This is a genomic window from Anoxybacillus eryuanensis, from assembly GCF_051200995.1.
Taxonomy (GTDB): Bacteria; Bacillota; Bacilli; order Bacillales; family Anoxybacillaceae; genus Anoxybacillus; species Anoxybacillus tengchongensis.
In genome coordinates, this window is sequence record NZ_JBPODS010000016.1 from 14,856 (window position 1) to 35,703 (window position 20,848).

The window sequence follows — 20,848 nt, forward strand, 5'->3', positions numbered from 1 at the left end:
TTTGTTCACTATTTTTTGTGGTAAAATGTCGATAGGAGTTCGAAGTCGGAAAAGTAGGTGAACAGTTTGAGGTTGTTAGTGAAAGCACCAGCGAAAATTAATTTATCTCTCGATGTATTACATAAGCGTTCAGACGGTTACCATGAAGTAAATATGGTGATGACGACGATTGATTTAGCTGACCGTGTGGAGTTAACGGATTTGTATAGTGATACGATTCAAATTATTTCACACAATCGCTTTGTGCCAGATGATGAACGAAATTTAGCATACCAAGCAGCTAAACTTCTGAAAGAAAAGCTAGGTGTTCGACGTGGTGTGGCGATTTCCATCACGAAACATATTCCTGTTGCGGCAGGTCTTGCAGGTGGGAGTAGCGATGCAGCAGCGACGTTGCGAGGATTAAATAAACTTTGGGGACTAGGTTTAAGTTTAGATGAACTTGCCGAAATTGGAGCGGAGATCGGATCGGATGTTCCGTTTTGCGTATATGGGGGGACAGCGGTTGCGAGAGGACGTGGGGAAAAAATTGAGCACATTCCGGCTCCACCGCCATGTTGGGTTATTTTAGCAAAACCAACAATCGGTGTATCAACAGCGGATGTATACCGAAATTTACAATTACAATCCGTTCATCATCCAGACGTAGATGGCATGGTTAAGGCGATTAAAGAGAAAAATTATGAAAAAATTTGTGCGCTCGCTGGGAACGTATTGGAAAGTGTCACATTAAACATGCATCCTGAAGTAGCGCAAATTAAAGAACAAATGAAACGTTTTGGTGCGGATGTATCATTAATGAGCGGAAGTGGGCCGACTGTGTTTGGTCTTGTTCAACACGATTCACGTTTACAACGAGTATATAACGGTTTGCGCGGTTTTTGTGAACACGTATATGCTGTTCGATTAATTGGAGAAAGGCATGAACAATAATAAGGAGGTTATTACATGAAATTAAGGCGGAGTAGTCGGCTTGTAGATATGACGCATTATTTGCTTTACCATCCACATCAGCTCGTCCCGCTTACTTTTTTTGCGGAACGATACGGATCAGCGAAATCGTCAATTAGCGAGGATTTGGCTATTATTAAGCAGACATTTGAACAACAAGGGATCGGTTTGTTGCGCACGCTTCCTGGGGCAGCAGGGGGAGTACAATACGTACCGAAAATGTCAGAAGCAGAAGCGAAACAATTTATTCAACAATTATGTACACGTCTAGCAGATCCCGATCGTTTATTGCCAGGAGGTTATTTATATATGACTGATCTACTTGGTGATACGCGCATCGTTAACCAAATTGGACGATTGTATGCTTCTGCGTTTGCGCATGAACAAATTGATTTTGTTGTGACAGTTGCAACAAAAGGGATTCCCCTAGCCTATGCTGTTGCGAGCTTTTTAAATGTACCTGTCGTCATTATTCGTCGCGACAGTAAAGTGACGGAAGGGTCAATGGTCAGTATCAATTACGTATCTGGTTCATCGAAACGTATTCAAACGATGGTGCTATCGAAGCGAAGTTTAAAAGAAGGAGCCAACGTATTAATTGTAGATGATTTTATGAAAGCGGGCGGAACGATTAATGGCATGATTAGTTTGCTTGCAGAATTTCGTGCCAATGTTGTTGGTATCGGTGTGCTCGTCGAGTCGGAAGAAGCAGAAGAACGACTTGTCGATGAATACGTTTCCCTTGTGAAACTGACATCGGTTAATGTAAAAGAAAAACAAATTAGAGTAGAAGAAGGAAACTACTTTCATTTTGTCAAATAAATAAAATGATTTTTACATACAGGAGGAAGAGGCATGAAAGTTGTACACACAAATCAAGCTCCACAAGCGATTGGACCATACTCACAAGGCATTATTGTTAACAACATGTTTTACAGCTCTGGTCAAATTGCTTTAACACCAGAAGGAGAGATGGTACAAGGAGATATTCAAGCACAAACGCATCAAGTGTTCAAAAATTTACAAGCAGTGCTTGAAGCGGCAGGAGCGTCCTTAGAAACGGTTGTGAAAACAACAGTATTTTTAAAAGACATGAACGATTTTGCGGCGATGAATGAAGTATATGGACAATATTTTTGCAATCATAAACCAGCGCGTTCTGCTGTTGAAGTTGCGCGCTTACCGAAAGATGCGTTAATTGAAATTGAAGTGGTTGCACTTGTCAAACAATCGTAAAAAAATTTTTTCATGTTAGCAGGAAAATAAAAAACAGTGTGGAATAAATTCACTTAAGTTCTTATATAGGGAAAAGGTGGTGAACAGAATGGAAGTAACTGACGTGAGATTACGCCGCGTGAATACCGAAGGACGTATGAGAGCGATTGCCTCGATTACGTTGGATCATGAATTCGTCGTTCATGATATCCGTGTGATTGAAGGCAATAACGGCTTGTTTGTCGCTATGCCAAGCAAGCGTACTCCTGACGGGGAATTCCGTGACATCGCTCATCCAATTAACTCAACAACCCGCGGGAAAATCCAAGAGGCTGTTTTAGCTGAATATCACCGTGCTGGTGAGTTGGAAAAAGAGCTTGAAGAAGCAGGTGCTTCGTAATCATAAGAAAGGACCCTTTCGCTTAAAAAAGGGTCCTTTTTATATGGAAAATCATGTTTACTCTATTCGTAAAGAACATATGATGAAAATGATGAATTTTTTTGGCAGATGACAATGTTTCCTTGAAATACATACATAATTGATATATATTCAATATGGATAAAGAGAGGTATGGAGGCCTTACGATGAAACGATATGCGATCATTTTAGCGGCTGGGCAGGGGACGCGTATGCGTTCAAAGCTGTATAAAGTGTTGCACCCTGTCTGTGGCAAGCCGATGGTACAACATGTAGTGGATGCGATTTCTACATTGCATGTAGATCGACTAATTACCGTTGTTGGTTTTGGAGCAGAACGAGTGAAAGAACAGCTTGGCAATCAAAGTGAATACGTCATTCAAGAACAACAGCTTGGGACGGCGCATGCCGTAATGCAAGCAGCACCTCATTTAGCTGATAAAGATGGTGTGACTCTCGTTGTTTGCGGGGATACGCCATTGATCACCTCAGAAACGATGGAAGCGCTTTTACATCATCATTTGCAAACGAAAGCGAAAGCAACGATTTTAACCGCCCTTGCAGAAGATCCAACAGGATATGGTCGCATCGTCCGTAATAAAGATGGACATGTTGAAAAAATTGTAGAACATAAAGACGCAACAGAAGAAGAGCGAAAGATTCGGGAAATTAATACAGGGACGTATTGTTTCGATAATCGTGCATTATTTGAAGCGCTTACGAAAGTATCAAATGACAATGCGCAAGGAGAATATTACTTACCAGATGTGATCGAAATTTTGAAAAAACAAGGCGAAATCATTTCAGCATATGAAACACCGATGTTTGAAGAAACGCTAGGTGTAAATGACCGCATTGCGCTTGCACAAGCAGAAAAAATTATGCGGGCGCGCATTCATCGCAAACATATGGCAAATGGTGTGACAATCATCGATCCTGAGCATACGTATATAGCACCTGATGTAAGCATTGGACAGGATACAATCATTTATCCAGGGACATGGATTGAGGGGCATACGGTGATCGGTGAAAACTGCATGATCGGACCGAATAGTGAAATTAAAAATTGTCGTATTGGTCATAACACATCGATTCGGCATTCGGTTGTACATGATAGTGAAGTAGGTTCAGAAGTAACGGTCGGACCGTTTGCTCACATTCGTCCGCTATCTAAAATTGGCGATGATGTAAGAATTGGAAACTTTGTTGAGATTAAAAAAGCGACGTTTGGAAATGGAAGTAAAGCATCGCATTTAAGCTATATTGGAGATGCTGAGGTAGGTGCGGATGTCAACATTGGCTGTGGCACCATTACAGTAAATTATGACGGTATGAATAAATACGTGACAAAAATTGAAGATGGCGCGTTTATTGGTTGTAATTCGAATTTGATTGCTCCTGTTGTAGTAGGAAGTGGGGCGTATGTAGCGGCCGGCTCAACAATTACCGACGATGTACCAAGCCAAGCTCTAGCTATTGCTCGTGCTCGACAAACAAATAAAGAAAATTATGTTGAACGTTTACAAGCGAAGAAAAAATCCTAATGGAGGTTTATTGACCCATGTCTCAGTATTTGAATTCTAATTTAAAGTTATTTTCGTTAAATTCTAATCCGATCTTAGCTCAAGAAATCGCAAAAGTAATTGGTGTAGAATTAGGAAAGTGCTCTGTTTCTCGTTTTAGTGATGGGGAAATTCAAATTAACATTGAGGAAAGCATTCGGGGATGCGATGTTTATGTTATTCAATCAACAAGCGCCCCTGTGAATGAGCATTTAATGGAGTTACTTATTATGATAGATGCATTAAAGCGAGCATCTGCTAAAACAATAAACATTGTTATGCCGTACTACGGATATGCTCGTCAAGATCGCAAAGCGCGTTCTCGTGAGCCGATTACGGCAAAATTAGTTGCTAATTTGTTAGAAACAGCTGGTGCGTCTCGCGTCATTACGCTTGATTTGCACGCGCCGCAAATTCAAGGATTTTTTGATATTCCAATCGATCATTTAATGGGAGTTCCGATTTTAGCAGATTACTTTAAAGAAAAACAACTTGATGATATCGTTATCGTTTCTCCAGACCACGGTGGCGTGACGCGTGCACGGAAAATGGCAGATCGTTTAAAAGCACCGATTGCTATTATTGACAAACGGCGTCCAAAACCAAATGTAGCAGAAGTGATGAACATCATTGGGAATGTGCAAGGAAAAATCACGATTTTAGTGGATGATATTATTGATACAGCTGGTACAATTACTTTAGCAGCAAATGCATTAGCTGAGCATGGGGCAAAAGAAGTGTATGCGTGTTGTACGCACCCAGTTTTATCAGGTCCAGCGATTGAACGAATCCAAAACTCGAAAATTAAAGAACTTGTTGTCACGAATACGATTGCTATTCCTGAAGAAAAGAAAACGAATAAAATTGTCGAGCTATCTGTTGCTCCTCTTATCGGTGAAGCAATTATTCGCGTACATGAAGAACAATCGATTAGCGCGTTGTTTGATTAATGATGTTTAGACCTTCCTATTTTAGGGGAAGCTATGAGCGATTCTAAAATAGGAAGGTGATTTCATTGTTACAACTTCAATTACGTTCAGATCATCGACGCTCTTATGTAAAACAAATGCGAAAACAAGGTCATATTCCGGCCGTTTTGTACGGAAAAACGACGAATAGCCAACCGATTTTTGTTGATGCGGCTGAGTTTTTGAAGCAGTTGCGGGCTACAGGTGGCACCGGCCTTTTAGACGCAAAAATAAATGATAATCATATTCGCATTATCATTCGTGATATGCAAAAACATCCGATTCGCCATGATATTATTCATATTGACTTTTTAGCTGTTGATGCAAAAACAGAAATAGATGTTGACGTTCCTATTCATCTCATTGGTGAAGCAGCTGGCGTCAAAGATGGGGGCGTATTGCAACAGGCGATGCATCAATTGTCCATTCGAGCATTACCGTCAAACATCCCGCCATCCATTGATGTAGATATAACGAATTTGCAAGTAGGCGATGTTATTACAGTTTCACATATTCAAACAAACGGTGCTTATAAAATTAATCACGATCCGACAGAAGTAATTGCGTCCATCTTGCCACCAAAACAAGAAGAAGAAATTCATAGCGGTGAGGAACAAGAGCCGGGAAAACCAGAATCGGAAGAAGGACGGGAAACAACGCCGTGACGGACGTAGCCATCATTGGTTACGTCTTTTGCAGTATGGAGAGAAGGAGCAGGGGAAATGGCAAAACTGTTTGTTGGTTTAGGTAATCCAGGGAAAGAATACGAGCAAACGAGACATAATGTAGGGTTTATGGTGATTGACGAGCTCGCCCGTCGCTGGGGGCTCGTGCTTAATCAAACAAAGTTCCAAGGTATACTTGCAAGTGGCATCGTTTTAGGTGAAAAGGTTATATTATGCAAACCGCTTACATATATGAACTTATCGGGCGAATGTGTTCGACCGTTGGTGGATTATTATGATATTGGTGTCGATGAAGTCATTGTCATTTATGACGATTTAGATTTGCCAACCGGAACGGTTCGCTTGCGTCCAAAGGGAAGCGCCGGCGGTCATAATGGCATGAAATCACTTATTCATCACTTGAAAACAGAGCAATTTAAACGCATTCGCATTGGCATCGATCGACCGAAAAACGGCATGAAAGTGAGCGATTATGTATTAGGCCGATGGACAGAGGAAGAGAAAATACAAATCGAGCAAGCTATTCAGAAGGCGGCGGATGCGTGCGAACGGTCGTTGCAAATTCCGTTTGCGCAAGTGATGAACGAATTTAACAAGTAATGAATAATTCCCGACTAAATGGTTCAAAATGTATTCGATTAAAACAACCATTTAGGAGGGGCAAGTATGGCATTACACTATTATTGCCGACACTGTGGCGTGAAAATTGGAACAATTGATGCACTCGAGCTAGAGAGTGAACAATTGGGCTTTCATCGACTAACAGAAGAAGAAAGATTAGATATGATCCAATATCTTCCTACAGGAGAAATTTATGTTAAGACAATTTGCGAAGATTGTCAAGAGGCGTTAGATCGGAATCCCGATCTTCATCAATATGAGAAATTTATTCAATGATTGGCTTTGGGGCACCCAAAGCATTTTTGTATTTATGTTTGGAGAGGAGGGAATTTTTTGCAAGGGTTACGACAATATTTTATCAACCATGCGGACATGCAATCGGTTGCGGAAGGGATTCGCAATGGATTAAAGGAGCAGCTTGTCACCGGTTTATCTGGCTCTGCTCGTTCTGTTTTCATTTCTTCTTTATACGAAAACACTGAGCGTCCTATATGTATTGTGACGCACAATTTATTTCAAGCGCAAAAAATATATGACGATCTCATTCAATTAATTGATGAAGAAGAAGTGTTTCTTTATCCTGTCAACGAATTAATTGCAGCTGAATTAGCTGTAGCTAGTCCAGAATTACGGGCGCAACGCTTAGAAGTGTTAAACTATTGGTGTGAACGAAAAAAAGGAATCGTCATTGCTCCTATTGCTGCGCTTCGACGACTATTGCCACCGAAAGATGTATGGCAACGTTATCAACTTCATTTTCGCGTCGGTGAGCAAATGGATGTGGAACATTGTTTGAAACAATTTGTTGCAATGGGATATGAGCGTGTATCTGTTGTTTCGACTCCTGGGGAATTTAGCGTCCGAGGGGGCATTATTGATATTTATCCGCTTACAGCCGATCTTCCTTATCGTATTGAACTATTTGACGTAGAGATCGAGTCGATTCGAACGTTTTCCGTCGACGATCAACGTTCAATTGCTGAGATAAACGAGGTATTAATTGGACCGGCAACTGAATTGATCGTTGAGCAACAAAATATAGACGAAGCGATTCAACGGTTAGAGGCACAATTTCATGATACGCTGCAACATATTCACGATGAAAAAACGAAAAATCGTTTATTTGAACATGTGTCGCTTGAATTAGAGCAGTTGAAAAACGGGAAATCAATTGAAGAAATGTACAAATATTTCTCACTCTTCTATCCTTCGGCTGCAAGTTTGCTAGATTATATTCCGGAGCACGGTGTTGTTGTCATTGATGAAATGAGTCGCATTCAAGAAGTAGCAGAAAAATTGGAGCAAGAAGAGGCAGAATGGTACACAAATTTATTAGAAGAAGGAAAAATTGTGCAAAGTGTCTCGATTTCTCATTCGTTCCCAGAAGTATTGCAAAAACGGATGAGATCAATGATTTACTTATCTTTATTTTTACGTCATATTCCATACACGCATCCCCAAAACGTTGTTAATGTATCTTGTAAACAAATGCAAGTGTTTTATAGTCAAATGCAGTTGTTAAAGGGAGAAATTGAGCGATGGCAGAAGGGGAATTATGCTGTTGTATTACTAGCAGGAGATGAAGAACGAGCGAAAAAACTGAAACAGACGTTAGAAGATTATGAGATTAATGCCGTTCAATTGGGGAAAGACGATGCATTGTTACATGGGAAATGTCAAATTGTTCCTTCCAGTTTAGCTGCAGGTTTTGAATTGCCGATGCAAAAACTGGCCGTCATTACAGAAGAAGAGCTATTTAAAAAGCGAATGAAGCGCCCTTTGCGGCGTCAAAAGTTGTCGAACGCGGAACGAATTAAAAGTTATACAGATTTAAAAGTCGGTGACTATGTCGTTCATGTTAATCATGGGATCGGAAAATACTTAGGAATCGAAACGTTAGAGATTAACGGCATTCATAAAGATTACATTCATATTCAATATCAAGGGAATGATACGTTATACGTTCCTGTTGATCAAATGGACCTCGTTCAAAAATATGTTGGTTCAGAAGGAAAAGAGCCGAAAATTTATAAATTAGGTGGAACAGAGTGGAAGAAAGTAAAAAAGAAAGTGGAGTCTTCTGTTCAAGATATTGCCGAAGATTTAATGAAGTTATATGCCGAGCGCGAAGCGAGCAGAGGGTATGCGTTTTCACCTGATAATGAAATGCAACGAGAGTTTGAAGCAGCGTTTCCATATCAAGAAACAGAAGATCAGCTTCGTTCGATTCGCGAAATTAAACGCGATATGGAAAGCGAACGACCGATGGATCGGTTGCTATGTGGGGATGTTGGTTACGGAAAAACAGAAGTAGCGTTGCGAGCGGCATTTAAAGCGATTATGGATGGAAAACAAGTTGCATTTCTCGTACCAACGACGATTTTAGCGCAACAACATTACGAAACAGTTCGTGAACGTTTTCAGGGTTATCCGATTAACATCGGTTTATTAAGCCGTTTCCGTACGAAAAAACAACAGGCGGAAACGATTCAAGGCTTAAAAGACGGCACGATTGATATGGTTATTGGAACACATCGGCTTTTATCTAAAGACGTATCATTTAAAGATTTAGGTTTATTAATTATTGACGAAGAACAACGATTTGGTGTTGCTCATAAAGAAAAAATTAAACAACTAAAAACAAATATCGACGTATTAACATTAACCGCTACACCGATCCCGCGTACGTTGCATATGTCGCTTATCGGTGTCCGCGATTTATCTGTCATCGAAACACCTCCGGAAAATCGTTTCCCTGTACAAACGTATGTGATGGAATATAGCCCTATCATTGTGCGAGAAGCGATTGAACGCGAAATGGCGCGCGGAGGACAAGTGTTTTTTCTTTATAATCGCATTGAAGACATTGATCGGAAGGCAGAAGAAATTTCAGCGCTCGTACCTGATGCTCGCGTGACATATGCGCACGGAAGAATGTCCGAACATGAACTCGAAGCGGTCATGCTTGCGTTTTTAGAAGGTCAGTATGATGTATTAGTGAGCACGACGATCATCGAAACAGGTGTTGACATTCCAAATGTGAATACGTTAATTGTTTATGATGCAGATAAAATGGGTCTTTCCCAACTATATCAATTGCGAGGGCGTGTAGGACGTTCTAATCGCATTGCTTATGCATATTTTACTTACCGAAAAGATAAGGTGTTGAATGAAGTAGCAGAAAAACGATTGCAAGCCATTAAAGAGTTTACAGAGCTAGGATCCGGTTTTAAAATCGCGATGCGCGACTTATCCATTCGTGGTGCAGGAAACTTACTAGGGGCACAACAACATGGATTTATTGATTCCGTCGGTTTTGAGCTTTATTCTCAAATGTTGAAAGAAGCGATTGAAGAACGACGAGGAACGAAGCAAGAAAAGCCGTTTGAAGTGGAGATCGATTTAGAAATAGATGCGTATATCCCAGAGCATTACATTACAAACGAACAACAAAAAATCGAGATGTATAAGAGATTTCGTGGGCTTGATTCGTTAGAAGAGCTCGAGCAATTACGAGAAGAAATGTTAGATCGTTTTGGTGACTATCCGGACGAAGTGGCTTATTTATTCCAAATTGCTGAAATAAAAATATACGCGAAACAGCATCTCATTCAGTCCATTAAGCAGACGAAGCAAGAAATTACAATTTTATTTTCACAAGAAACGACAAAGCAAATTGATGTTAGCCAATTGTTTAAGCTCGGTGAACCGTATGGCAGAGATGTTGGTTTCGGCATGGATGGAGATTGCTTCAAAATTGTCGTTCATGTAAAAGGAATGAAACCGCAACAATGGTTAATGATCGTTTATGAGTTGCTAAAAGGGTTAAAATATGCTAAAAAATAATTGATTGCTTCATGTTTATTGTTTATAAATAAGTGGCAATGATGAAGATGGGGGATTTTCACTTTTTAAAAAAAATCCCCCTTCACTGTGTATATAACTTCGCTTGTGACGGATACTAATCACAACAATGGTGAATTATTCAACTGCTTCACCAGTGCCATTTTTAATCACTAGATGAAAGCGAGGCATCGATAGATGAAAGCAACAGGTATTGTTCGACGAATCGATGATTTAGGACGAGTTGTAATCCCGAAAGAAATTCGCAGAACACTTCGCATCCGTGAAGGAGACCCGCTTGAAATATTTGTTGACCGTGATGGCGAGGTCATTTTGAAAAAGTATTCGCCGATTAGTGAGTTAGGTGATTTTGCAAAAGAGTACGCCGAGGCTCTTTTTGACAGTTTAGGACAACCCGTTCTCATTTGTGATCGCGATGTATTTATCGCCGTAGCAGGCGGATCGAAAAAGGAGTATTTAAATAAGAGCGTAAGTGAGCTTGTTGAAAAAGTGATGGAAGATCGTCAGTCTATTTTGCATACAGAAGAAAAAAGTGTATCATTTGCCCAAGGTCATGAAGAACAGATGCAATCATACGTGGTTGCACCAATCATTGCTGGAGGAGATCCAATCGGAGCAGTCATTATTTTCTCGAAAGATAAAATGCTTGGTGAAGTAGAGCATAAAGCGGCAGAAACTGCAGCGAGCTTCCTTGCTCGGCAAATGGAACAATAAAGGTAGCATCTCGCTACCTTTTTTTGATGTTTAATTATATGTATTTGGAAAAAAGGTGGATTATATGAAAAGAAGAGATTGGTTGCACGGTGCATTTGTGTTGACGGTCGCTGCCTTATTTACAAAAATATTAAGTGCTTTTTACCGAATTCCGTATCAAAATATTGCAGGTGATGTTGGATTTTATATTTATCAACAAGTTTATCCCTTTTATGGAATTTTTACTGCCTTATCAACGTATGGTTATCCCGTTGCAATTTCAAAACTTATTGCCGAAAATAAACAATCAACATATACATTTGCTGTCGTTCGGCTTTCTTTTTATTTTTTATCATGTATGAGCGTCATTATGTTTTCCATTCTTTATTTCGGGTCCTCATCGCTAGCGACGGTCATGGGGGATCACCAATTAGTTTCGCTCATTCGAGCCATTTCATTTGCCTTTCTACTTCTCCCATTTACTTCTGTTTTTCGCGGCTATTTTCAAGGGATAGGGGAGATGGTTCCGACAGCTGTTTCACAAGTAGTGGAACAATTTGTGCGTGTTTTTGCTATTTTATTCCTTTCTTCTCTTTTGCTTCATCGCGGATTTAACGTTTATGAGGCAGGAGCTGGCGCGATGATTGGTTCACTTACGGGAAGTTTTGCTGCCCTCGCTGTACTCGTTGCATATATGTTGCGAAAGCGAATGAATGTTCATACTCGGCTATGGCTTCCAATAAAAGAAAAAAGAAGAGTGCTTTTATTTTTAGCCGTTCATGGCGTAACAATTTGTTTAGCTAACATGGTTCTCGTTTTAATGCAGCTTGTTGATTCACTTACGCTTCTCCCGTTATTGCAACAAGGGGGGTGGCATGAGCTAGCTAAAACAGCGAAGGGGATTTATGATCGCGGTCAACCATTTATTCAACTTGGGACCGTAGCGGCCACATCTTTTTCATTAGCGCTTGTGCCGATGTTATCAAGTGAACAAAAGGAACGTCATGCAATATATACGGCTGTTCGCTTGGCCTTTGTCATCGGAATGGGGGCTGCAGTTGGTTTAGTTTGTATATTAAAACAAGCGAATATGATGTTGTTTGAAGATCATGTTGGTGCAATCGAACTGACGATTTTATCTATTTCTATTCTTTTTACTTCTTTAACATTAACGTTTATTGCTATTTTGCAGGGACTTGGAGATGTATTTCGTCCGCTTTTCGTTGTTTGTATTGGTATGATAGCAAAATGGGTGTTGAATGTCATGTTCGTTCCTTTATGGCATACAGTAGGAGCCGCTGTAGCGACATTTATTGCATATGTTGTCATGTGCGCCATTGCCTTTTTTTATGTACAAAAGCGAATGTCTCGTCCTTTACTTTCGCGTTCTATAATCATTCAAACGATAAAGGCTGCAGCGATGATGGCTATAGTTTTAGCTGGATATATCATATTGACGAACGAGTTGCCTGTTCATCAAGGACGCTTATTTTCGTCATTTCAAGCGATTATTGGCGTTTTTATTGGGGCGTTTGTTTATATTATAATGATCGTTAAAGAAGAAGTTTTTGCGGAAAACGACTTGTTAGCTTTTCCGTTTGGGCGTTATTTAATAAATATAAAACAAAGAAAGGCTGGATAGTCATGGGTACAATCACAATCGTTGGTCTTGGGGCAGGAGACATAGACCAGTTGTCTTTCGGTGTGTACCGTACACTAAAACAGGCGAATCGCATCTTTTTACGAACAAAAGATCATCCTGTTGTCGCACAACTAGAAGCGGAAGGAATACATGTTCAATCGTTTGACGAGATATACGAAAAATATGATCAGTTTGAACAAGTATACGAACATATTGTTGAACATTTATGTGAAGAGGTGAAAAAAGGGGATGTTATATACGCTGTTCCAGGACATCCACTTGTCGCTGAGCGTACAGTAAAGCTATTGCTTGAAAAAAAAGATCACATTTCTGTTCGCGTGGAAGGTGGACAAAGTTTTCTCGATGCATTATTTACTGCCGTTGAGCTCGATCCGATTGAAGGGTTTCAATTTGTCGACGCCACTTCGTTTCAATCGGACGAAATTCAGTTGCGGAATCATATCATTTTTTGCCAAGTATATGATTCATTTATCGCTTCCGATGTAAAATTGGCCTTATTAGAAAAATTGCCACATGATTATCCCGTTTTTATCATTTATGCGGCAGGAAGTAAGCAACAACGCATTGAAAAAGTTCCACTATATGAGCTAGATCGGGTCGTAACTGTTAGCAATTTAACAAGCGTTTACGTACCAAAAGTAGAAAATGATGAGCTGCTATATCATGACTTTACTACTTTACGACGTATTATTGCGACGTTGCGCGGGCCTAACGGTTGTCCTTGGGATCGGAAACAGACGCACCAGTCGCTGAAAAAGTATTTGCTCGAAGAAACGTATGAGCTTCTTGATGCGATTGATCGGCAAGATGATGAAAATATGATTGAAGAGCTTGGTGATGTATTATTGCAAGTTATGCTTCATGCCCAAATTGGTGAAGATGAAGGGATGTTTTCGATTGATGATGTCATCCGAGTCATTACAGAAAAAATGATTCGCCGTCATCCGCATGTATTTGGGGACGTTCATGTCGAGCATGCGGAACATGTCGTACGTAACTGGGAAGCGATCAAGCAGGCAGAAAAGGAACATGTATCTCATTCATTGCTTGACGATGTTGCCCAAGCGCTACCAGGTACGTTGCGCGCATATGAATATCAAAAAAGAGCCGCAAAAGTTGGGTTTGACTGGTCAGAAGTCGAGCCGATGTGGCGTAAAGTGGAAGAAGAAATGAATGAAGTAAAGCAAGAAGCTAATCACATCGATGAACAAAAACTAAAGGCAGAATTCGGGGATTTACTGTTTGCGTTAATCAATGTATGTCGATATTACAAGGTCAATCCTGAAGAAGCGTTAGCGATGGCGAACGAAAAATTTTATCGTCGCTTTCAATATATCGAAAAGAAAGTGAAACAGTTAGGAAAAGAGTGGCACACATATTCGTTAGACCAATTAGATGAAATATGGGAAGAAGCGAAAAGGGAGGGGTTATAATATGCGACTCGATAAATTTTTAAAAGTTTCTCGGCTCATTAAAAGGAGAACATTAGCAAAAGAAGTCGCTGATCAAGGACGTGTATTTATTAACGGTCAGCAAGCGAAAGCAAGTTCAACCGTAAAAATAGGCGATGAAATTATGATTCGATTTGGCCAAAAATATGTGACAGTGAAAGTGGTCGAATTACAAGAGCATGCGAAAAAAGAAGATGCGAGTGCGTTATATGAAATTGTAAAAGAAGAGCGAGTAGAATAGCTTGTTCTAAACTATTTCTCCTCCTCATACACTTGTACAAACGATCGTTGTGAGGGGGAGACGTTGATGACTCAAAATATGGGGAATAAAGGGCCGATTCAAGAACACGACATTATCATGCGCAGTCGGCGCACGTTAGAAATTACCGGTGTAAAACAAGTAGAAAGTTTCGATAATGAAGAATTTTTACTGGAAACAGTTATGGGTTTTTTGTCTGTAAAAGGACAAAATTTACAAATGAAAAACTTGGATGTGGACAAGGGAATTGTTTCGATTAAAGGTAAAATTTTTGAAATTATTTATTTAGACGAACATCATACGGAGAAGGCTAAAGGATTCTTTAGCAAGTTGTTTAAATGAGTTTGCATATGCAATTTACGACTTTGCTTGCGATGATCGGAACCGGAATGATCATTGGGGCATCTTTTGACACATACGCGCATATATTCAATCGTTCCGAGCGTCATCGGCTCATCGTATGGATTGCAGACATTCTTTTTTGGGTCGTGCAAGCGTTGTATGTATTTTACACATTATTAGTCATTAATAATGGGCAAGTTCGCTTGTACATTTTTTTTGCTATATTATGCGGATATGCCGCTTATCAGGCTTTATTTCAACGTATGTACGTTCGTTTGTTGCAAAAAATTATTCACATCTTCGTAACGTTATATCGTCTAATCGTCCGAATGTTTTATTATACCATCATACTTCCGCTCCGACTTCTTTACCGTTTTTTTGTTTTTTTATTCATCACTACTTGTCATGTTGTTTTGTTAGTTGGTAAAATTTTATATAAAGTGATCTATGGATGTACACGATTTTTATTGCAACCATTTATATGGATCGGACGTTTCGCTTGGGAAAAAACCCCGCTTCGCTTTCAAGCAACGGTTGTTCGTTTTTTTCGTACTGGAAAAGGGGTTTTTTTGAGAATAGCGAATATGTTTAGAAAAAAAGGGTAATTAAAGAAGGAGCGGTGAAAAACATGGGCGCCCCACAGAGAAGTAAAGTAAAAAAAATACAAACGTCGTATGTCATTCAACAAGAAAAACAAGAACATAAAAAGGCGCAACGGCGTAAAAAGAAAGTTATTCGTTTTAGTATTGTGGTAACAATGGTGTTAGCCGCTTCTTCGCTATTTTTACATACGATGATGGCACAGTCTTCTGCGATTGATGGGCAACTAAAAACGAAAGAACAGTTAGAAGAAAAGTTACGCACGTTGCAACAGGATGAGAAAAAAATGAAAGAGGAAATTAAAAAATTAAACGATGATAAATATATTGCCGAATTGGCTCGAAAGCAATATTTTTTGTCGAAAGAAGGAGAAATTATTTTTATTACTCCTGAGGAGTAAGATGGGCAGAAGGCTTATTGACACTTGTTTTTTTCATTATGTATAATGAAAGAAACGATTTTTCAGATTTTAAGGAGGAGCACTTTTTTTATGTCAATTGAAGTAGGCAGCAAGTTACAGGGAAAAGTAACGGGCATTACAAAATTCGGAGCGTTTGTTGAGTTACCAGAAGGCGCGACAGGCTTAGTGCACATTAGTGAAGTAGCTGACAGCTACGTAAAAGACATCAACGAACATCTTAAAGTCGGCGATGTTGTCGAAGTTCGTGTCATTAATGTTGAGAAGGATGGAAAAATCGGCTTATCGATCAAAAAGGCAAAGGAACAGGCTTCACGTCCGCGCAATAAAGGAAACGATCGCGCTTCAAAAGAAAGCTTTGAGCAGAAAATTAGCCGTTTCTTAAAAGAAAGTGAAGATCGTTTAGCATCCCTTAAACGCCATACCGAATCGAAACGAGGAGGTCGTGGTGCTCGACGTGGTTAACTTGCTGCCGAATAAGACATGAGGCAGTTTATATAAGCATCCATTTCGTAAGTGGATGCTTTTTCGTTTGGATTTTATGAAAAAACTATTGACTTTATCGGAGAAACGTAGTAACATTACAAATGTCGTTGCGTGGCGGCGTAGCTCAGCTGGCTAGAGCGTACGGTTCATACCCGTAAGGTCGGGGGTTCGATTCCCTCCGCCGCTACCAAATTGCATAAACGGCCCGTTGGTCAAGTGGTTAAGACACCGCCCTTTCACGGCGGTAACACGGGTTCGAATCCCGTACGGGTCATAAAAACACCAATTTCGTCATGAAATTGGTGTTTTTTGTTTATATAAGCCATTTTTTGTGGTATTCCGTCGAAAAATTTATGTTATTCATCTTCTTTTTTTGACAAAATTTTGATAATTCAGTCTGTATAATATCAAGTAATAGACGGATATATGGAAAAGGGGAGAGGATGAACATGGAGAGATTGGAACGGAAGTTAGTCAATCAAATGGCGGAAGTACCTTTAAGTGGAACGAGAACGACCGTCTCGCAATGGTTTCAACGGTTTGTAGTTCGTTTAGGTCACTTATTATTTCAACAAGGTTTTTTATTTTTAGTTATCGGTTTTTTACTTGGACGAGCTCTCATTTTAACAAAGATGACACCGTTTGCTTTACCTTTTTTCGCAGCAATTTATTTACTTCGACGCGATAAGTTAGGATTTGTGTTTATTGCTTTATTCGCAGGATCGTTGACCGTTTCTTTTTACACTTCTTTATTTATCGTTGCTTCGATCGTGATGTTTCTTATTTTCTATCGGCTGTTTTTCTGGATTGATGCTCTACCAAAAAGATTGCCTGTTGTCGTATTTTTTGCCTCCATTTTTGCGAAAATGGGTATGATTTATGCGTGGGATTATGAATGGACGCTATATGAGGGAATGACGATGTTTATTGAAGCGGGTCTTGCCTCTATTTTAACGCTCATTTTTTTGCAATGTGTCCCGTTGTTTGATCATCAAAAGTATAAACAAACGTTAAAACCAGAAGAAGTTATTTCTTTTGTCATCCTCATTTCTTCGATGTTGACCGGAATGGTTGGTTGGTCGGTTTATGGCCTTTCGTTAGAACATGTTGCGTCGCGCTATTTATTGTTGTTATTTGCTTTTGTCGCTGGTGCGACCGTTGGCTCAACTGTTGGTGTCGTTACAGGCCTCATTTTAAGTTTAGCGAATGTATCGAATTTGTACCAAATGAGCTTGCTTGCGTTTGCTGGGTTGCTCGGTGGCCTTTTGAAAGAAGGGAGAAAGTTAGGTGTTTCGTTTGGCCTCATCGTTGCAACATTGTTAATTGCTCTCTACAGTCAGGGAGTAGCGGACATTGTCCCCAACATCGTAGAGTCGCTATTAGCCGTTTTACTTTTTCTTATGACTCCACACTCGTTAACGAGCAAGATGGCGAAATATGTGCCAGGAACGGTTGAACATACGAATGAGCAACAACAATATGTGCGAAAAATTCGCGATGTCACCGCTCAGCGAGTTGAGCAATTTTCTCATGTGTTTCAAGCATTATCGAAAAGTTTCTCTTCATATGGTGTGCTAACACATGAAGAAGAGGAAGAACGTGAAATTGATTATTTTTTAAGTGATGTTGCTGCTAAAACATGTCAAACATGTTTTAAGAAAGATCAATGTTGGCTGAACCACTTTGATAAAACATATGATTACATGAAGAAAATTATGCAAGAGACGAGTGAAAACGATCAAATGACGAACGCAAAGTTGCTTCGTGAATGGAATAAACATTGTGTGAAAGCAAATAAAGTTGTTCAGATCATTGAGAAAGACGTGTCATTTTATAAAGCAAATAAAAAATTAAAGCAACAAATGAAAGAAAGTAGAAGGCTTGTGGCCGAACAGTTATTAGGTGTGTCGCAAGTGATGGAAGATTTCGCAAAAGAAATTCAAAAAGAGCGTGAAAATTATTATGTGCAAGAAGAACAAATTTTGCATGCTCTTCAACAGTTCGGTGTTGATGTGAACGATGTAGAAATTTATAGTTTGGACAAAGGAAGTGTGGACATCGAGATGGTCATTCCATATTGCGATGGAAGGGGAGAATGCGAAAAGCTTATCGCACCGATGCTATCTGACATTTTAGGTGAGACGATCATTGTAAAAAAAGAAGATTGTTCTGTCTATCTAAATGGGGATTGTCGTGTTGCGTTTAGTTCTTCGAAAGCTTTTGTCATTGATACAGGTGTTGCATATGTTGCAAAGGGCGGAGGCTTCATCTCGGGTGACAGTTATGCGATGATGGAAATTGGCGGTGGAAAATATGCGCTAGCTATTAGTGATGGGATGGGAAATGGGGAACGGGCACATTATGAGAGTAAAGAAACGCTCAAACTATTACAAAAAATTTTACAATCAGGGATTGAAGAACGAATCGCAATTAAATCTATCAACTCCATTTTAGCTTTGCGAACGACAGAAGAAATTTTTTCAACGCTAGATTTAGCAATTGTTGATTTGCAAAATGCGACAACAAAATTTTTAAAAGTTGGTTCATCGCCAAGCTTTATTAAACGAGGAAGCAACGTCATGAAAATCGAGTCGAGCAATTTGCCGATAGGAATTATTACTGGGGTAGAGTTTGAAATGATTGAAGAGCAATTAAAAGCAGGCGATTTGCTCATTATGATGAGCGATGGTATTTTTGACGGTGTTTCCCACATTGAGAACCATGATGTATGGATGAAACGAAAAATTAAAGAATTAAAGACAAATGATCCGCAAGAAGTATCTGAATTGCTTTTAGAAGAAGTGATCCGTGTTAATGGTGGGGAAATTGAAGATGATATGACGGTCGTTGTTGCACGTATTAAACATAACACACCGAAATGGGCAGTCATTCCAGCATATCAATATATGAAATAAAAGGTATAAAATCCCCTCTGAGCGTCGATGATGGAAGTATACTACTTTTTTCGGAGGGGATAAACATATGCGAAAAGGAACGTTGCGTCAAATTTTATTAATTACAGATGGTTGTTCTAATCAAGGTGAGGATCCAATTGCTATGGCGGCATTAGCAAAAGAACAAGGAATTACAGTTAATGTGATCGGCGTGCTTGACCAAGATATTATTGATGAGCAAGGATTACGTGAAATTGAAGGTATAGCTCAATCAGGTGGTGGAATTAGTCAAGTCGTATATACTAAACAATTATCGCAAACCGTACAGATGGTAACAAGAAAAGCGATGACACAGACGTTACAAGGTGTTATTAATCAAGAATTGAAACAAATTTTAGGCTCCCAAGCTTCAATCGAGCACCTTTCGCCAGAAAAAAGAGGGGAAGTGATGGAAGTTGTTGAAGAATTAGGGGAAACCGTTAACTTACAAGTTTTAATATTAGTAGACACAAGCGGAAGTATGAAGACAAAGTTACAAACAGTAAAAGAGGCGTTATTAGATTTATCGATTAGTTTAAATGCTCGTTTGGGAAATAATGAATTTTCTGTTTTTGTATTTCCCGGGAAAAAGGGAGAGGTGGATCGCATTTTAGATTGGACGCCGAAAATGGAGTCAATTTCAAGTGTATTTCCAAAACTAACATCTGGTGGTATTACGCCAACCGGTCCAGCCATTCGCGAAGCGGTACAACAATTCCAAAAAAGACGTTCATTAAAAAGTTTATTTACCCGTGATGGTGATGACGATGTATACATCGAACAATCTATGTAACATTCGAACGGGGACGGTTATACAAGGGAAGTGGCATAAACGTCGCTATGAAATTATAAAACCGCTCGGTAAAGGGGCGAATGGCGTTGTTTATTTAGCGAAAGAAGGGCGAGCGTTTGTGGCGCTGAAGATAAGTAACGAAGCAACGACCATGATGTCGGAAGTAAACGTATTAAAACGATTTTCGGAGGTCCAGGGAATTGCCCTCGGGCCTTGTTTATTAGACGTAGATGATTGGCTTCATCCACATGAAAAAAAGATTTATTCATTTTATGTAATGGAATATATTGAAGGGGATGATTTGTTAACTTTTATTCAGAAACGTGGGAAAGAATGGATAATCGTTATTATATTACAGCTACTAGGCGATTTGCATAAATTACATGAAAAAGGGTGGGTGTTTGGTGATTTAAAACCAGACAATTTAATTGTTTCCGGGGCGGTCCCAAAAGTACGATTAATTGATGTAGGTGGCACGACAATTCGTGGGCGAGCGATTAAAGAATTTACAGAGTTTTTTGATCGAGGTTATTGGGGCATGGGAACGAGAAAAGCTGAGCCTTCGTATGATTTATTTGCAGTTGCGATGATTATGATGAATATGTGCTATCCCAAACGATTTGAAAGAAAAGAAAATGGGCGAGAGCAGCTACGGTTTATGATCTCCTCTCATCCTTATTTAAAAAAATATGAGAAGATATTATGGTGTGCATTAGATGGGAAGTATACTTGCGCTCATGAAATGAGGAAAGATTTGCTGCAATGTATGCAACAGCCGACTGAGCAGAAAGAAAAACGAGAAGGAAGAACGGTGCGCGTAAAAGGAAAGAAAAAATTCCGCTTATTAGAGACGATGTTCTTGTTTGTTTGTCTTTTATTTATGTATGTGGTTTATTTGTATGTTCAAATTCTTTAATTTTTTGCA

At 39.5% G+C, this 20,848-nt stretch carries 20 protein-coding genes, 2 tRNA genes and 1 pseudogene; all 23 read left to right on the forward strand.

Annotation, left to right across the window (positions count from 1 at the left end):
- Positions 1-66 precede the first annotated feature (66 nt).
- Entirely contained in the window at positions 67-933 is an 867-nt protein-coding gene (gene ispE, locus HNQ84_RS12830) for a 4-(cytidine 5'-diphospho)-2-C-methyl-D-erythritol kinase (protein ID WP_435622353.1), read from the forward strand.
- A 15-nt stretch (positions 934-948) separates the two neighbouring features.
- A complete protein-coding gene (gene purR / locus HNQ84_RS12835) occupies positions 949-1,773 on the forward strand; it encodes a pur operon repressor (protein ID WP_435622354.1) in 825 nt (274 codons plus the stop codon).
- 33 nt (positions 1,774-1,806) lie between these two features.
- Positions 1,807-2,187: a RidA family protein gene (locus HNQ84_RS12840; RefSeq protein WP_032101709.1), complete on the forward strand. Its 381-nt coding sequence runs from the start codon at positions 1,807-1,809 to the stop codon at positions 2,185-2,187.
- Positions 2,188-2,275: 88 nt separating this feature from the next.
- Positions 2,276-2,566, forward strand: coding sequence for a septation regulator SpoVG (spoVG, locus tag HNQ84_RS12845; protein WP_003398210.1), 291 nt, complete (start codon positions 2,276-2,278; stop codon positions 2,564-2,566).
- Positions 2,567-2,751: 185 nt separating this feature from the next.
- Positions 2,752-4,128, forward strand: a complete 1,377-nt coding sequence (glmU, locus tag HNQ84_RS12850) for a bifunctional UDP-N-acetylglucosamine diphosphorylase/glucosamine-1-phosphate N-acetyltransferase GlmU (protein WP_183250137.1) — start codon at positions 2,752-2,754, stop codon at positions 4,126-4,128.
- 17 nt (positions 4,129-4,145) lie between these two features.
- Positions 4,146-5,096: a ribose-phosphate diphosphokinase gene (locus HNQ84_RS12855; RefSeq protein ID WP_183244401.1), complete on the forward strand. Its 951-nt coding sequence runs from the start codon at positions 4,146-4,148 to the stop codon at positions 5,094-5,096.
- A gap of 56 nt (positions 5,097-5,152) precedes the next feature.
- The gene (locus tag HNQ84_RS12860) at positions 5,153-5,779 is read left to right on the forward strand and encodes a 50S ribosomal protein L25/general stress protein Ctc (protein WP_072242743.1); all 627 of its coding nucleotides are present in this window, start codon (positions 5,153-5,155) and stop codon (positions 5,777-5,779) included.
- A gap of 57 nt (positions 5,780-5,836) precedes the next feature.
- Positions 5,837-6,400 carry an aminoacyl-tRNA hydrolase gene (gene pth / locus HNQ84_RS12865; RefSeq protein ID WP_435622355.1) on the forward strand — a complete coding sequence of 188 codons (564 nt, stop codon included), beginning with the start codon at positions 5,837-5,839 and terminating at the stop codon, positions 6,398-6,400.
- A 66-nt stretch (positions 6,401-6,466) separates the two neighbouring features.
- Positions 6,467-6,697: an anti-sigma-F factor Fin gene (gene fin, locus HNQ84_RS12870; RefSeq protein ID WP_032101704.1), complete on the forward strand. Its 231-nt coding sequence runs from the start codon at positions 6,467-6,469 to the stop codon at positions 6,695-6,697.
- Positions 6,698-6,754: 57 nt separating this feature from the next.
- Positions 6,755-10,267, forward strand: a complete 3,513-nt coding sequence (gene mfd / locus HNQ84_RS12875; protein ID WP_435622356.1) for a transcription-repair coupling factor — start codon at positions 6,755-6,757, stop codon at positions 10,265-10,267.
- Positions 10,268-10,462: 195 nt separating this feature from the next.
- On the forward strand, positions 10,463-10,999 hold the full coding sequence (spoVT, locus tag HNQ84_RS12880; protein WP_435622357.1) for a stage V sporulation protein T: 537 nt from the start codon (positions 10,463-10,465) through the stop codon (positions 10,997-10,999).
- Positions 11,000-11,063: 64 nt separating this feature from the next.
- On the forward strand, positions 11,064-12,620 hold the full coding sequence (locus tag HNQ84_RS12885) for a putative polysaccharide biosynthesis protein (RefSeq protein WP_435622358.1): 1,557 nt from the start codon (positions 11,064-11,066) through the stop codon (positions 12,618-12,620).
- Between the two features lie 2 nt (positions 12,621-12,622).
- Positions 12,623-14,074 (forward strand): bifunctional methyltransferase/pyrophosphohydrolase YabN, encoded by a 1,452-nt coding sequence (gene yabN, locus HNQ84_RS12890; protein WP_435622359.1) that lies wholly within the window; start codon positions 12,623-12,625, stop codon positions 14,072-14,074.
- A 1-nt stretch (position 14,075) separates the two neighbouring features.
- A complete protein-coding gene (locus tag HNQ84_RS12895) occupies positions 14,076-14,333 on the forward strand; it encodes an RNA-binding S4 domain-containing protein (RefSeq protein ID WP_435622360.1) in 258 nt (85 codons plus the stop codon).
- 66 nt (positions 14,334-14,399) lie between these two features.
- Positions 14,400-14,693, forward strand: coding sequence for a sporulation protein YabP (gene yabP, locus HNQ84_RS12900; protein WP_183244383.1), 294 nt, complete (start codon positions 14,400-14,402; stop codon positions 14,691-14,693).
- A complete protein-coding gene (gene yabQ, locus HNQ84_RS12905; RefSeq protein WP_435622361.1) occupies positions 14,690-15,298 on the forward strand; it encodes a spore cortex biosynthesis protein YabQ in 609 nt (202 codons plus the stop codon). The genes yabP and yabQ overlap by 4 nt, the downstream gene beginning before the upstream one ends.
- 23 nt (positions 15,299-15,321) lie before the next feature.
- Positions 15,322-15,693 (forward strand): FtsB family cell division protein, encoded by a 372-nt coding sequence (locus HNQ84_RS12910; RefSeq protein WP_032101697.1) that lies wholly within the window; start codon positions 15,322-15,324, stop codon positions 15,691-15,693.
- A gap of 90 nt (positions 15,694-15,783) precedes the next feature.
- Positions 15,784-16,176: a S1 domain-containing RNA-binding protein gene (locus HNQ84_RS12915; RefSeq protein WP_006323664.1), complete on the forward strand. Its 393-nt coding sequence runs from the start codon at positions 15,784-15,786 to the stop codon at positions 16,174-16,176.
- A 134-nt stretch (positions 16,177-16,310) separates the two neighbouring features.
- Positions 16,311-16,387: transfer RNA gene (locus HNQ84_RS12920), tRNA-Met, on the forward strand.
- Positions 16,388-16,399: 12 nt separating this feature from the next.
- A tRNA-Glu gene (locus HNQ84_RS12925) sits at positions 16,400-16,471 on the forward strand.
- 175 nt (positions 16,472-16,646) lie between these two features.
- On the forward strand, positions 16,647-19,112 hold the full coding sequence (gene spoIIE / locus HNQ84_RS12930) for a stage II sporulation protein E (protein ID WP_435622362.1): 2,466 nt from the start codon (positions 16,647-16,649) through the stop codon (positions 19,110-19,112).
- Positions 19,113-19,167: 55 nt separating this feature from the next.
- Positions 19,168-19,923 (forward strand): annotated as a pseudogene (locus tag HNQ84_RS12935) (vWA domain-containing protein); the annotation flags it as partial.
- Positions 19,886-20,839, forward strand: a complete 954-nt coding sequence (gene prkT / locus HNQ84_RS12940; RefSeq protein WP_435622369.1) for a serine/threonine protein kinase PrkT — start codon at positions 19,886-19,888, stop codon at positions 20,837-20,839. The pseudogene HNQ84_RS12935 and the gene prkT, both read left to right, overlap by 38 nt.
- Positions 20,840-20,848: the final 9 nt, after the last annotated feature.